Raw genomic sequence first — 14,154 nt, 5'->3', positions numbered from 1 at the left:
ACAAGTGCGCCAGCTTCCGCTTATTCTGAAAAGAAATATGGGAATGAATTAAAAGTATTTTCAACGTATAACTGTGATCCGTATTGTCAGCGTGCCGCCCTATCGTATGCGGCCAAATCACCCATGCCGTTGTCGATCCAGCGGCTTCTACGAGAATAAACATGAAAAAAACGCTTCTGTTGGCTGCACTGGCCGCCGCTCTGACCTCCCAGGCATTTGCTGCGGAAAAGCTCACCATCGCGGCCACCCCGGTTCCTCACGCCGAGATTCTCGAGCTGATCAAGCCGAAGCTGGCCGAGCAGGGTGTGGACCTCGAGATCAAGGTATTCACCGATTATGTGCAGCCCAACCTGCAGGTCGCGCAGAAGCAGCTCGATGCCAATTACTTCCAGACCAAGCCGTATCTCGACAGCTTCAATGAAAGTCGCAAGACCGACCTGGTGATCGTCAAGGGTGTGCACGTCGAGCCTTTTGGTGGCTACTCCAGCAAGTACAAGAGCCTCAAGGAACTGCCAGACGGCGCTACCATCGCCATCCCCAGCGAGGGCAGCAACAGTGGCCGCGCCTTGCTGCTGCTGCAGCATGCTGGCCTGCTGACCCTCAAGGACCCGAGCAATGCCCAGGCAACGCCTAAGGACCTGGCCACCAACCCGCACAACTTCAAGTTCAAGGAACTGGAGGCGGCCATGCTGCCCCGGGTGCTGAATCAGGTCGACCTGGCGCTGATCAATACCAACTACGCGCTGGAAGCCAAGCTCAACCCGAACAAGGATGCGCTGGTGCTCGAAGACAAGGATTCGCCATACGTGAACTACCTGGTCGCGCGCCCGGACAACAAGGACAGCGACGCCATCAAGAAGCTGGCTGACGCGCTGACCAGCCCGGAAGTGAAGACCTTTATCGAGAAGAAATATTCCGGCGCGGTAGTGCCTGCGTTCTAAGGATCTTTCCAAGATCTTTTAGGCGACGTATCGAGGCTGCTACAAGGCAGAAGCGGACATCGCTGCTTTCACTGTGGGAACGGGCGGGGACGGCCAGTTCATGCCCGTGATTTTTTTCGCGGGCATGGCCCGCTCCCACAGATTATCGCCAGTGGCCGACCGGATGCTTTCGCTACTTTGCAGCCAAAGCGCTGAAGTCGTGACCGGGCCCTAAGGTTCACGCCTGCTATATCAAACGCCGACAGGGCTGAACCCTGTCGGCGTTTTTTGTTGGTATCGGCAACTGCAGATCGCCATAAGCACATGCGAAAAAGGTATTTAAATTTAACTTTTTATATCGATATAGTTATTCCCATGCGTACCCGCCGGCCAACCGGCGCGCCGCACGACTGAATACAGGTGCCAGACACCTGCTTCTGAAGACGCGTCCCGTTGGCGCCCTTACCGTGTGGAGTTGCGCAAATGCCTGCCGTGCCCTTGAGTTCTGCCTATCACCCGCCAGCGCAGAATTTTGCAGTCCGTCCCTTTTCCGCTGCCGTCGGCGCCGAGATCACCGGCCTCGACCTCAGCCGCCCGCTGAACGACGCCGATTTCGCCCGTGTGCACCAGGCACACCTCGACTACAACGTCGTGGTGTTTCGCGACCAGCGCATCACCCCGCAGCAACAGATCGATTTCAGCCGTCGCTTCGGTGTGCTGCAGATCCATGTGCTCAAGCAGTTCCTGCTGGCCAACCACCCGGAAGTGTTCATCATTTCCAATATCATCGAGAACGGCCAGCCGGTTGGCCTGGGCGATGCCGGCAAGTTCTGGCACTCGGATCTGTCCTACAAGGAGTTCCCCAGCCTGGGCTCGATGCTTTATGCCCAGGAGCTGCCGGAAGAGGGCGGCGATACGCTGTTCGCCAGCCAGCAACTGGCCTACGAAACACTGCCGGGCGAACTGCGCCAAGCCATCGACGGCAAGCGCGCGGCGCATTCCTACACCGCCCGCTACGCCGATGAAGTATTCAAAGGCATCCGTCGCCCGACGTTGACCGCAGCGCAGCTTGCCGAGGTCAAGGCCGTGGTGCACCCGGTGGTGCGTACCCACCCGGAAACCGGGCGCAAGGGATTGTTCGTCAACGAGAACTTCACCACCCACATTCTCGACGTTCCCGAGGACGAAAGCCGGCAGATCCTCGCCGAGCTGTATGCCCACAGCGCCAGACCGGAATTCATCTACCGCCATCAGTGGCAGGACGGCGACATGGTGTTCTGGGACAACCGCGCGCTGATCCACCTTGCCACCGGCTGCCCGAGTCACCTGCGCCGGCGCATGCACCGCACCACCATTCAAGGTGATGTGCCTTTTTAAACAGGTAGCCACCCGGCAAACCCAATTCCCGTATCACTGACTGGAGCCTCGCAATGTCGGCAGGTAAGCGCTTTCCCTTTATTCCACGTTTTGGCCGCTTGGCCAGCGGCATCACCTTTAGCCTGAGTCTGCTGGCAGGCAGCCTGGCGGCGCCGCAAGCCGCCCATGCCGAGGGGCAGATCCGCATCGCCGAGCAGTTCGGCATCGTTTACCTGCTGCTCAACGTGGTGCGTGACCAGCAACTGATCGAAAAGCACGGCAAGGCCGAAGGCCTGGATATCAAGGTCGACTGGCAGCAGCTCTCCGGTGGCTCGGCGGTCAACGATGCGCTGCTGTCCGGCGCCATCGATATCGCCGGTGCCGGCATCGGCCCGTTGCTGACCGTGTGGGATCGCACCCAGGGTCGCCAGAACGTCAAGGGCGTGGCCTCGCTGGGCAACTTCCCGTACTACCTTTTGAGCAACAACCCCAAGGTCAAGACCATCGCCGACTTCACCGCCAAGGATCGCATCGCCGTTCCTGCGGTGAGTGTGTCGGTGCAGTCGCGCTTCCTGCAGTACGCCGCCGCCAAACAGTGGGGCGATAAAGAATTCAACCGCCTCGACAAGTACACCGTGGCGCTGCCGCATCCGGACGCCACGGCGTCCCTGAAAGCTGGCGGCACCGAGCTGACCGGGCACTTCTCCAATCCGCCGTTCCAGAATCAGGCGCTGGAAAACCCGGATGTGCACGTGGTGCTCGACACCTACGAGCTGCTCGGCCCGAACTCGCCGACCGTGCTGTATGCCACCGAAAAATTCCGCACCGACAACCCCAAGACCTACAAGGCCTTCGTCGCTGCATTGGCCGAAGCGGCGGACTTCGCCCAGAACGACAAGGGCGCGGCAGCCGACACCTACCTCCGCGTCACCGGCGCCAAGATCAGCCGCGACGAGCTACTGAAGATCATCGACAACGAGCAGTTCCAGTTCACCGTCACCCCCACCAACACCTATCCGCTGGCCGACTTCCTGCACCGTGTCGGCGCCATCAAAAACAAGCCGGCCAGTTGGCAGGACTACTTCTTCGAAGACCCCGCCATCGGTCAGGGAAGCTGAAACCATGAATGCCCTTCTGCAAGGCCACACGGCCAGCACGCTGAATCCAGCCGCCTTCGACACCGTTCTGCAGGTGCAGAAGGTCAGCCTCGAGTACCGCACCCCGCAGCGCGTCGTGCGCGCCACCCACGAAGTCAGCTTCGAGGTGGATCGTGCCGATCGTTTCGTACTGCTCGGCCCCTCCGGCTGTGGCAAGTCCACGCTGCTCAAGGCGGTCGCCGGTTTTATCGAGCCGGTCGCCGGCAGCATCCGCCTGGACGGCGCCCAAGTGCGCGAACCGGGCCCGGATCGCATCGTGGTGTTCCAGGAGTTCGATCAACTGCCACCGTGGAAGACGGTGAAGCAGAACGTGATGTTCCCGTTGCTGGCCTCGCGCACCCTGGGCCGCGAAGATGCCGAGGAGCGCGCCCTGCATTATCTGGAGAAGGTCGGCCTGGCCGGCTTCGCCGATGCCTATCCGCATACCCTGTCCGGCGGCATGAAGGCCCGTGTAGCCATCGCTCGGGCACTGGCCATGCAGCCGAAGATCCTGCTGATGGACGAACCCTTCGCCGCCCTCGATGCACTGACCCGCCGCAAGATGCAGGAGGAGTTGCTGCAGCTGTGGGAGGAGGTGCGCTTCACCCTGTTGTTCGTCACCCATTCCATCGAAGAGGCGCTGATCGTCGGTAACCGCATTCTGCTGCTGTCGCCCCACCCTGGCCGAGTCCGGGCGGAGATCAACAGCCATCAGTTCGACCTGCACAGCCTCGGCGGTGTGGGCTTCCAGCAGACCGCGCAACGCATCCATCGCCTGTTGTTCGACGAGGAGGTCGACAGCGGCCAAGGCGCCGAGCTGGGTTTCCACGATATCCGCATCGCCTACTGAGGAGCGTTCAACCATGAATCTTTCCCCCGCACGGCGTGAGGAATACGAAATCCCCCTGCAACCGTTGCCCGGCCTCAAGCTGGAGCGCGAGCTGTCCCTCGGCCAGCGCCTGTGGCAACAGGGCTGGCTGCGCAAATCGCTGATTCTGCTGGCCCTGGCGCTGGTCTGGGAGGCGGCGGCTCGCTACCAGGCCAACGACCTGCTGCTGCCCAGCTTCCTGCAGACGGCCAAGGCCTTCATCGAAGGCATCGGCAGCGGCGAGCTGCTGGAAAAGGTGGCGATCTCGCTGTCGGTGCTGGTCAAGGGTTACCTGATCGGCATCGTCCTGGCCTTTCTGCTGACCAGCCTGGCGGTCTCGACCCAGCTCGGCCGCGACCTGCTGTCGACCCTGACCTCGATGTTCAACCCGCTGCCGGCCATCGCACTGTTGCCGCTGTCGCTGCTGTGGTTCGGCCTGGGCGAGAACAGTCTGATCTTCGTGCTGGTGCACTCGGTGCTCTGGGCCCTGGCGCTCAACACCTACGCCGGCTTTCTCGGCGTGTCCGAGACCCAGCGCATGGCCGGGCGCAACTATGGCCTCAAAGGCCTGCGCTTCGTGCTGTTCATCCTGATTCCAGCGGCGCTGCCGTCGATCCTCTCGGGGCTGAAGATTGGCTGGGCCTTCGCCTGGCGCACGCTGATCGCCGCCGAACTGGTGTTCGGCGCCTCCAGCGGCAAGGGCGGCCTGGGTTGGTACATCTTCCAGAACCGCAACGAGCTGTACACCGACAAGGTCTTCGCCGGGCTGGTGGCGGTGATCCTGATCGGCCTGCTGGTGGAGAACCTGGTGTTCGCCACCCTGGAGCGCGTCACCGTCAAGCGCTGGGGGATGCAGCGCTGATACGCAGGGGCACGTCACCGATCTACCTGTACAACACGAGTCGTAGGGTGGGCCGGGCGGCGATCCGCTTTAGCCCACCAGTTGGAAGCACTGTTGGTGGGCCGAAGCCCACCCTACATGCTACGTAAAACAGCATGCTGCTCGGCAACATTTTTGCCGGGCGCACATAACGAGAAGAGATGATGACCAACACTTACAAACTTGGCCGCCTGGCTACCGCTCTGGGCTTGCTAGGCGCCCTGGCAACTCCGCTGGCCGTTCACGCGGAAGGCAAGATCAGCATCGCCCAGCAATTCGGCATCGGTTACCTGGTGCTGCACGTGGTCAAGGAGCAGCAGCTGATCGAGAAGCACGCCAAGGCTCAGGGCCTGGACAAGATCGACGTCGAGTGGCGGACCATCTCCGGCGCCACCGCGATGAACGAAGCGCTGCTGGCCGGTGCCATCGACATGGTTTCGGCCGGCGTGCCGCCGATGCTTACCGTGTGGGATCGCACCCACGGCCGGCAGAACGTCAAGGCGGTCGCCTCGTTGGGTTCGCTGCCCAACTACCTGCTGAGCAACCGTGAAGAGGTGAAGACCCTCGATGATCTCGGCGAGAAGGACCGTATCGCGGTGCCGGCCGCCGGTGTCGGCTTCCAGTCGCGTACTTTGCAAATCGAGACCGCCAAGCTTTACGGCAATACCGACTTCCAGCGTTTCGACAAGATTTCCGTCAGCCTGCCGCACCCGGATGCCACCGCGGCACTGACCAAGGGCGGCTCGGAAATCACCGCGCATTTCTCCAGCCCGCCGTTCCAGTACCAGGCGCTGGAAAATCCCAAGGTGCACAAGCTGATCAGCAGCTACGACATCCTCGGCGGCCAGGCCACTTTCAACGTGCTCTACGCCACCGAGAAATTCCACGATGCCAACCCCAAGACCTACAAGGCCTTCTACGATGCGCTGGTCGAGGCCTCGCAGATCATCAAGGCCGACAAGGCCGCTGCGGCCGAGACCTACATTCGCGTGGAGAACTCCAAGTTGCCGCTGGAGTTCGTGAAGAAAATCATCGAGGACCCGGAGAACGACTTCACCGTGTCGCCACAGCGCACCTTCATCTACGCCGAGAAGCTGCATGAGCTGGGCGTGCTGAAGAACAAGGCAGCGTCCTGGAAGGATTACTTCTTCGAAGAAGCCTACGCCAATCCGGGTAGCTGACCAGCGTTGAACTGGATAGCGCCCTGGCTACTGGGCGCTTGACTTCTGGCACCGTAGCGACTCGATTGACGCGTAATATCGAATGGGAACAGCGCACTGCTGACGAACGCGCCACTGGCGTTGACCAGGCGTTGCTGGTGCGCGCCGGCATCAGTGTGACGCCTTCGCAGGCTCGACTTCGAGAAAGGCGGCCACCGAGGCCCTGAGGCCTTTGGCGATCTTGTACAGTCAGTCCTTGCGATTGCGGCGCAACTCCTCCAGCAACTTGTGCTTGTCGCGCTCGCGCTTGGCAATCACGTCACGCTCGCTGCGGATCTGGGCATGGCTGAGCAGGGCAAAGATAAAGCTGCCGCCGATGATATTGCCGGCCAGGGTGGGCCCCGCAAACACCAGCCAGAAATCGCCCCAGCTCACTTCACCGGCATATACCAAATAAGACACCTCTACCGAGCCGACCACGATATGGGTGAAGTCACCCAGTGCCATCAGGTAAGTGATCAGCACGATAATCGCGATCTTGGCGCTTTCCATCGAGGCGATCATCCACACCATGGTGGCGATCATCCAGCCCGAGATGATGCCTTTGGCAAGCATCTTGGACATGTCGTTTTCCATCACCTTGCGGCCGATTTCCAGAAACGCGACGTCGGTCTGGGTATCGAAAATCGGCAGGCGCAGCATCACCCAAGCCACCAGCAGGGTGCCGGCCAGGTTTCCGCATAGCACCACGCCCCAAAGACGCAATAGTCGCCCGACATTGTTCAGGGTCAGCTTGGTCATCACCGGCAGCACGGCGGTCAGGGTGTTTTCCGTAAACAGTTGCTGACGGGCGAGGATCACCGCCAGAAAGCCTGCCGAATAACCGAGGCTGGCGATCACATGACTTTCATCGCTGGGGCCCAACCGAGAGCGGAACAAACCCATGGCCATCAGCGACAGGCCCATGGTCAGCCCGGCGGCCAGCGCCGACCACCATAATGCTGCGATGCTGCGTTCCAGCTCATGGTCGCCCTGGATCCTGATGGTTTCATGCAACACCGCCGCCCGCGGCGGCAGCTTCTCGTCGATCTCGCGCTCTTCTTCGGCTGACAGGCCGGGGGTCTTGCCGTCTGCTTGTTCTTGCATACCAGTTACCTTCATGGGGGGGAACGGCGGAGGCCCGTTTGTCTGAGAACCTGTTCAAAGTCTGCTGCGCGTCGGCACTGCGGCGTTAAAAACAGGCTGGATTGCCAGCCCAGTCGGACTGCTCATTTACAGCTCGTAAACTCCGCGTCCTCGCCTGTTTTCGCCTTGCATTGCTCTAGCTCGCGAGACTTTGAACAGGCTCTGCGGATTCAGACCTGCGGCGCCCGGCGTCGTTCTGCCGTGATTAAGGCGGTCCTTGCCTCGCCGCAAAATGGGCTACGGCGTAGCCGTGCATGTAACCTCAACAGCCCCCTAGTGCGTTGTGGAATATGGTTATGATAAAAGGGTTCTTTTAAGGCATAAGGCCATCAGGCAGACTGCCGCCCTTATCTGCGCTCTCGTAAGGAAACCCTGGATCATGCTGAAGAAAATCCTGCTGGCGACTGCCGTCACCACGTCGCTGCTTGGCAGCGCTGTCGTATCGGCGGCGGACAAGCCGATTCTCAACGCCTCCTACGATGTCGCCCGCGAGCTGTTCGCCGAGATCAACCCCAAGTTCCAGGCCCACTGGAAAGCCGAGACCGGCAAGGATCTGAAGATCGACCAGTCGTTCGCCGGCACCTCGCGCCAGGCTCAGGACATCATTCAGGGCAAGAAGGTCGACACCGTGACCTTCAACCAGGTCACCGACGTGGACATCCTCGCCAAGCGTGGCCTGGTGCGCAAGAATTGGGCCGAGCAGTTCCCCAACCACAGCTCGCCGTACTACAGCACCACCGCATTCCTGGTGCGCAAGGGCAACCCCAAGGGCATCAAGAACTGGGACGACCTGGCCCGTTCCGACGTGAAACTGGTGTTCCCCAACCCGAAAACCTCCGGCAATGCCCGTTACAGTTACCTGGGCGCCTGGCTGTATGCCAACGAGGCATTCAAGGGTGATGAAGCCAAGATCAAGGAGTTCGTCGGCAAGGTACTGCGTAACGTCGAGAACTTCCCCACCGGCGGCCGTGGCGCCACCGTGGCCTTCGCCCAGAACGGGCAGGGCGACGTGCTGCTGAGCTTCGAATCGGAAGTGGTGAACATCGCCAAGGGCGAGGAATTCAAGTCCGGCGAGTTCGAGGTGATAGTGCCGCCGGTGAGCGTGCTGGCCGAATTCCCGGTCGCCATCGTCGACAAGGTGGTGGACGAGAAGGGTACCCGTGACGTAGCCAAGGCCTACCTGGACTTCCAGTACAGCAAGGACATCCAGAAGCTGCTGACCACCTACCACTACCGCGTGCAGGACAAGGAAGTGGCTGCCGAGACCGCTGGCCAGTTCCAGGAGCTGCGCCTGCTCAACCCGACCGATGTGCTCGGCACCTGGGACGAGATCACTGCCAAGCACTTCGATGGCAATGGTATTCTTGACCAGCTTTTGGCCGAAGGCCGCTAACTCGGCTCTCGCAACGATCTGCTGCGCGTCGGCCCTGCGGCTCGAGCGATCATGATGATTGCCGGGCGCTGAGCCGCATCAGCTGTATTTCACAAACCGCCGATTTCCGGCGGTTTGTGCATTCAAGGATTTCCGAGTGAGCAAGACCCCCGTTTTCTTTCTGCAGAATCCGCTGCTGCCGGGTTTTGGCCTGAGCTTCGGTTTCAGCGTCTTCTACCTGTCGCTGGTCATTCTGTTTCCGCTATCGGCCCTGTTGCTGTACGTCAGCGACATGAGCTGGGCGCAGTACTGGCAAGCGATCAGCGATCCGCGCGTTGTGCAGAGCTACAAGGTGACCATCAGCGGCGCCTTCTATTCGACGGTGATCGTGCTGCTGATCGGCCTGCTGATCGCCTGGATCATCACCCGTTACGACTTTCCGGGCCGCCGCCTGGTCGATGCCCTGGTGGATCTGCCGTTCGCGCTGCCAACCTCGGTCGCTGGCCTGACCCTGGCCACACTGCTGGTACCGAGCGGCTGGCTTGGCCAGTATTTCGATGCCGCCGGCATCAAGATCGCCTATGCCTACCCGGGCCTGCTGATCGCCATGGTGTTCACCAGCCTGCCATTCGTGGTGCGCACCGTGCAGCCGGTGCTGCAGAGCCTGGGCAGCGAATACGAAGAGGCGGCACGCACCCTGGGCGCCAAGAAATGGCAGAGCTTTGCCTACGTGGTGCTGCCGAGCCTGGCGCCGGCGCTGATCACCGGTGCGTCGCAAGCCTTCGTGCGCAGCCTCGGCGAGTTTGGCGCGGTGATCATGATCGCCGGCAACATTCCCTACAAAACCGAAGTGTCGTCGCTGATGATTTTCGTGCGCCTGCAGGAATTCAACTACCCGGCAGCGGCGGCGATCGCCTCGGTGATTCTATTGGCGTCGCTGTTCCTGCTGTTCAGCCTGCAGGTGGTGCAGGGCCGACTGTTCAAATGGCAGAGGCAAGGTCGATGAAAAAGCCTCAATCCTGGCATCAATGGTTGCTCATCGGCCTTGGCCTCGGCGCGGTAGCGCTGATGCTGGTGGTGCCGCTGGTGCTGATTTTCAGCAAGGCCCTGAGCGGTGGTTGGGCGATGCTGGTCGACAATCTGTCCCAGGACTACATGCAGCACGCCATTGGCCTGACCTTGCTGGTCGCCGCGCTGACCGTGCCGTTGAACCTGTGCTTCGGCATTCTGCTGGCCTGGTGCGTGACCCATTACGACTTCCGCGGCCGCAAGTTGCTGACCACCCTGGTGGACATTCCCTACGCCGTTTCACCAGTGGTTGCAGGCCTTTGCTACCTGGTCGTCTACGGGCTGGAAACGGCGCTGGGCCAGTGGTTCTACGATAACGACATGCAGCTGATGTTCGCCTGGCCGGGCATCGTCATGGTCACGGTATTCGTCACTGCACCTTATGTGGCGCGCATCCTGATTCCGGTGATGCAGTCCCAGGGCAATGACGAGGAAACCTCGGCGCTGTGCCTGGGCGCCAATGGCTGGCAGATCTTCCGTCACATCACGCTGCCCAATATCAAGTGGGCGCTGCTGTATGGCGTGGTGGTCACCAATGCACGAGCGGTCGGCGAGTTCGGTGCGGTGTCGGTGGTCTCCGGCACCATTCTCAACCAGACCCTGACGCTGCCGTTGCTGGTCGACCAGCTCAACAACGACTACAAGCCGGTCGCCGCCTTCACCGCGGCAGCGCTGCTGGCCTGCATGGCGTTGCTCACCTTGCTGCTGAAGACCTATATGGAATGGCGGCAACGGGTGAATATGCAGCGTGCCGCCGACAGCTGATTAGGCTCTGTCCGAAAAGTACCTGCGCTCGGAGACTTTTCAGACAGACCCTAGCGCGAAACCTGGGTCAGATGACGGGCCAGCGCCGTCTTGAAGGGCGGCAGGTTCTGCGCCAGGCGCAGCCCGGCATTGCGTAGCAGGCGGGTAGGCGTACGGTCATCGGTGTACAGACGCACCAGCAGGCTGGTGGCCTGGTACAACGGCCAGCTGGCACGTTGCTGGGTGCGGGCGTAGCGCTGTAGTACCGCTGGCGCGCCAATGTCTCGGCCTTGGCGCAGCGCGTCGAGCAGGTTATCGGCAAGGCGCTTCTGGCTTTGCAGACCCAAGTTGAAACCGTGGGCCGTGACCGGATGCATACCCACCGCAGCATCACCGACCAGCGCGCTGCGCATACCCGAAAAGCGCTCGGCATAGACGCCAACCAGCGGATAGGTGGTACGCTCGCCAACCAGCTCCATGCACCCCAGGCGCCCGTCAAAACGCCGTTCCATCTCACGGGCGAATGCCTGCGGATCGAGGCTCATCACCCGATTCATTTGCGTAGGCGCAAGCGTCAGCACCGCCGAGGCTAGATTGCCGTTCAAGGGCAGCAGGGCGAGCGTCTGGCCGTAACCGAACCATTCCCAGGCGACCTGTTCATGGCTGCGCTCGTGGGCCATGCGGCAAACCAGCATGGTCTTGCCGAAATCCTCCATGCGCGCGCCGATACCGAGACGCCGCCGTGTTTCCGAGAAACGGCTATCTGCGGCGACGATCAGGCGCGCTTGCAGTCGGCGGCCATCGCTCAGGCGTAGCGCGACACCTTCGACGCTGCAGCTCAGCTCATTTATCGTGCACTCGGCCAGCAGTTCGATATCCGCACACTCCTGCACGGCTGCATGAGCCGCACGGCGAATCGCCTGGTTGGGCACCAGGCAGCCCAGGCGCTGCTTGCCGGCTGCGGCAGCGGCGATGCGCAGTGCGTAGGGCGATGGGCCGTTGAGCACCTGGGCATCGCGCAGTACAGCGATCTCGTCGCCACGCACGCGCGGCCAGAGGCCAAGGGTTTCGAGAATGTGTTGCGAGGCGTGGGTCAGCGCTATTTCGCGGCCGTCCAGCGGCGGATCGGCAAGCTCGGCGTGGGATTGCCGTTCGATGATGCCGATACTCAAGCCCTGGCCCGATAACGAACGCGCCAGGCACAGCCCAGCCGGCCCGGCTCCAACGATAACCACATCGACTTTCATGGCTGTACCCCTCGCAACTGACCAGCCGGCAGTCTAGGTCAGCAGCTGCCGGCAAGCCTTGCTCAGGATCAGTCAAACACCGGCTTACCAGAAGCCGATGGGGTGACGCTCGTTGATGTAGTCAAGCGGCAGGGCGAAGCCCTTGCGGAAGAAGTTGGCCAGACGGGTATCGATGACCTTTTCATTGATCGAGGCGAGCAGCGACTCCTGCCGGTGGATATCGCCACTGTCGGCATAGAACTCCTCGTGCAACATGCGTTGCGAGGCCAGATTGGCGACCAGGCTGTAACTGCTGACGGTGTCTTCACCTGGACGGCTGACCGCCAGGATCAGACGTGGCTTGTCGTGCTCCAGCACCAGGTCGACGACCACGTCGAGGTCATGGTTGCGGGCATAGCTGGCCGCTTCCTCGAACAGCGGTCGCGCCTTTTCGCCCAAGGCAAGGATGAATGCCTGGCGCGTCGAGTCGTCGCTCACATCATGCAGCTCATGGGTGTCATGCAGTTTGCGCAGCGTATTCACGTGTCTTCCCCTCGATTCTCAAGCTGTCTAGAGTCGGAAAGACAAGCTGCCTACGGAGTTCAGGCGTTGCGATCAGTGGTCTGCGTGAATTGCTTCGGAACTTGTATGCCAAGGGCACTGCCATAGACACACAGAAACGATTGCTGGGAGTCATCGGCGGGCATGCAAAACATCGAGCAGGCGGTTCATTTCCTGGAAAAGTACAACCTGGTGCTGAGCACTGCCGAGTCGGCCACGGCCGGCCTGCTGGCCGCCACAGTGGCTGCCGTGCCGGGTTGTGACGGCGTGCTCGAGAGCGGTTTCGTGGTGTATTCCAAACACGCCATGCAGAGCTCCCTGGGTGTGAAACCGGAGACCATCGAGGCCTTCGGCATGAACAGCGAAGAGGTTGCCCGCGAAATGGCCCTTGGCGTGTTGATGGCCAGCAGCGCCGACATCATCCTGGCGATTACCGGCGCGCCGACTGCCGACGACAAGCGTGGCCAGGAGGTCTACGACGGCGCCATGTGCTTCGCCTGCGCCACGCGCCTGGCCGAGCACCAGGGTGTCACCAGCGAGACCGTGACCTTCCCCGGAGACAACAACGAACGGCGCGCCGCTGCGGCACGCCATGCCTTGCTGCGACTGCCTTATTACTACGAGCGGCTGCGTCAGACCTCCTGATGAAGCCGGTTCAGCGACTTGAGCAACATTGACCATTCAAGGAAAACACATGATCAAGAAATGCCTATTCCCTGCGGCCGGTTATGGCACCCGCTTTCTCCCGGCGACCAAGGCCATGCCCAAGGAAATGCTGCCAGTGGTCAACACCCCGCTGATCCAGTACGGCGTCGAAGAAGCACTGAATGCCGGACTGACTGAAATCGCCATGGTCACCGGTCGCGGCAAGCGCTCGCTGGAAGACCATTTCGACATCAGCTACGAGCTGGAACACCAGATCCGCAATACCGACAAGGAAAAGTACCTGGTCGGTATTCGTCGCCTGATCGACAACTGCACCTTCTCCTACACCCGTCAGGTAGAAATGAAGGGCCTGGGGCACGCGATTCTCAGCGGCCGTCCGCTGATCGGCGACGAGCCGTTCGCCGTGGTGCTGGCCGATGACCTGTGCCTGAACGTAGGCGGCGATGGCGTGCTGACCCAGATGGTCAAGCTGTACAACCAGTTCCGCTGCTCGATCGTGGCGGTGCAGGAAGTGCCGATGGAAGAGATCCACAAGTATGGCGTGATCGCCGGCGAAACCATCCGTGATGACATCTTCCGCGTCAGCCACATGGTCGAGAAGCCGAAGGCCGAAGATGCGCCGTCGAACCTGGCGATCATCGGTCGCTACATCCTGACACCGGATATCTTCGACCTGATCGCGAACACCGAGCCGGGCAAAGGCGGTGAAATCCAGATCACCGACGCGCTGATGAAACAGGCCCAGGACGGTTGTGTGCTGGCTTACAAGTTCAAGGGACAGCGTTTCGACTGCGGTGGCGCCGAGGGTTATATCGAGGCAACCAACTTCTGCTTCGAGCACCTGTACCGCGAAGGTCGTGGCTGATACGCGGCACTGATCGAGAAAACCGGGCCGTGTGCCCGGTTTTTTATTGCCTGCGCTTTGTTGACCTGGGCCATACGGCGATCACCATCTGCAGATACAATCGCCCAAGCCTCGGCAGTCCCAAACAGATGGATCGGATGGCTAGGC

14 protein-coding genes and 1 pseudogene are annotated in these 14,154 nt (G+C 61.1%); 11 read left to right on the top strand and 4 right to left on the bottom strand.

The genetic code is table 11. The features are described 5' to 3' along the window. Window positions 1-161 precede the first annotated feature (161 nt). From BM154_RS19260 to BM154_RS19235, 6 genes are all read left to right on the top strand, one after another. Window positions 162-941, top strand: coding sequence for a MetQ/NlpA family ABC transporter substrate-binding protein (locus BM154_RS19260; protein WP_074887970.1), 780 nt, complete (start codon window positions 162-164; stop codon window positions 939-941). Between the two features lie 462 nt (window positions 942-1,403). Beyond that, on the top strand, window positions 1,404-2,297 hold the full coding sequence (locus tag BM154_RS19255) for a TauD/TfdA dioxygenase family protein (protein WP_074887967.1): 894 nt from the start codon (window positions 1,404-1,406) through the stop codon (window positions 2,295-2,297). Between the two features lie 53 nt (window positions 2,298-2,350). Further along, window positions 2,351-3,394: an ABC transporter substrate-binding protein gene (locus BM154_RS19250; RefSeq protein WP_074887964.1), complete on the top strand. Its 1,044-nt coding sequence runs from the start codon at window positions 2,351-2,353 to the stop codon at window positions 3,392-3,394. Between the two features lie 4 nt (window positions 3,395-3,398). Then, the gene (locus BM154_RS19245) at window positions 3,399-4,262 is read left to right on the top strand and encodes an ABC transporter ATP-binding protein (RefSeq protein WP_074887961.1); all 864 of its coding nucleotides are present in this window, start codon (window positions 3,399-3,401) and stop codon (window positions 4,260-4,262) included. Window positions 4,263-4,275: 13 nt separating this feature from the next. After that, complete coding sequence (locus BM154_RS19240) at window positions 4,276-5,142, top strand: ABC transporter permease (RefSeq protein WP_074887960.1); 867 nt, start codon at window positions 4,276-4,278, stop codon at window positions 5,140-5,142. A gap of 182 nt (window positions 5,143-5,324) precedes the next feature. Beyond that, a complete protein-coding gene (locus tag BM154_RS19235) occupies window positions 5,325-6,341 on the top strand; it encodes an ABC transporter substrate-binding protein (RefSeq protein ID WP_074888748.1) in 1,017 nt (338 codons plus the stop codon). A 44-nt stretch (window positions 6,342-6,385) separates the two neighbouring features. Here BM154_RS19235 and BM154_RS24455 read toward each other — a convergent pair. Together BM154_RS24455 and BM154_RS19225 are read right to left on the bottom strand one after the other, a co-directional pair. After that, window positions 6,386-6,569, bottom strand: a pseudogene (locus BM154_RS24455) (helix-turn-helix domain-containing protein); the annotation flags it as partial. After that, complete coding sequence (locus tag BM154_RS19225) at window positions 6,570-7,466, bottom strand: formate/nitrite transporter family protein (protein WP_074887957.1); 897 nt, start codon at window positions 7,464-7,466, stop codon at window positions 6,570-6,572. 418 nt (window positions 7,467-7,884) lie between these two features. Here BM154_RS19225 and cysP point away from each other — a divergent pair, with 418 nt between their 5' ends. The 3 genes from cysP (at window position 7,885) to cysW (ending at window position 10,710) form a co-directional block, all read left to right on the top strand. Next, window positions 7,885-8,898, top strand: coding sequence for a thiosulfate ABC transporter substrate-binding protein CysP (gene cysP / locus BM154_RS19220; protein WP_074887953.1), 1,014 nt, complete (start codon window positions 7,885-7,887; stop codon window positions 8,896-8,898). Window positions 8,899-9,034: 136 nt separating this feature from the next. Next, window positions 9,035-9,883, top strand: a complete 849-nt coding sequence (cysT, locus tag BM154_RS19215) for a sulfate ABC transporter permease subunit CysT (protein WP_074887950.1) — start codon at window positions 9,035-9,037, stop codon at window positions 9,881-9,883. Then, a complete protein-coding gene (cysW, locus tag BM154_RS19210; RefSeq protein ID WP_074887946.1) occupies window positions 9,880-10,710 on the top strand; it encodes a sulfate ABC transporter permease subunit CysW in 831 nt (276 codons plus the stop codon). The genes cysT and cysW overlap by 4 nt, the downstream gene beginning before the upstream one ends. A 50-nt stretch (window positions 10,711-10,760) precedes the next feature. Here the strand turns inward: cysW and ubiM are convergent, their stop codons facing one another. Both ubiM and BM154_RS19200 read right to left on the bottom strand, forming a co-directional pair. Further along, window positions 10,761-11,936, bottom strand: a complete 1,176-nt coding sequence (gene ubiM, locus BM154_RS19205) for a 5-demethoxyubiquinol-8 5-hydroxylase UbiM (protein ID WP_074887943.1) — start codon at window positions 11,934-11,936, stop codon at window positions 10,761-10,763. Between the two features lie 84 nt (window positions 11,937-12,020). Beyond that, window positions 12,021-12,458 carry a hypothetical protein gene (locus BM154_RS19200; RefSeq protein WP_083414613.1) on the bottom strand — a complete coding sequence of 146 codons (438 nt, stop codon included), beginning with the start codon at window positions 12,456-12,458 and terminating at the stop codon, window positions 12,021-12,023. A gap of 162 nt (window positions 12,459-12,620) precedes the next feature. Here BM154_RS19200 and BM154_RS19195 point away from each other — a divergent pair, with 162 nt between their 5' ends. Further along, complete coding sequence (locus tag BM154_RS19195) at window positions 12,621-13,121, top strand: CinA family protein (RefSeq protein WP_074887941.1); 501 nt, start codon at window positions 12,621-12,623, stop codon at window positions 13,119-13,121. Between the two features lie 49 nt (window positions 13,122-13,170). After that, the gene (gene galU, locus BM154_RS19190; protein ID WP_074887938.1) at window positions 13,171-14,007 is read left to right on the top strand and encodes a UTP--glucose-1-phosphate uridylyltransferase GalU; all 837 of its coding nucleotides are present in this window, start codon (window positions 13,171-13,173) and stop codon (window positions 14,005-14,007) included. The last annotated feature ends 147 nt before the right edge of the window (window positions 14,008-14,154 follow it).

It is taken from the genome of Phytopseudomonas argentinensis, from assembly GCF_900113905.1.
GTDB lineage: Bacteria > Pseudomonadota > Gammaproteobacteria > Pseudomonadales > Pseudomonadaceae > Aquipseudomonas > Aquipseudomonas argentinensis.
The sequence above is the reverse complement of the archived record's forward strand: the minus strand, read 5'-3'. Positions and strand labels throughout refer to the sequence as shown.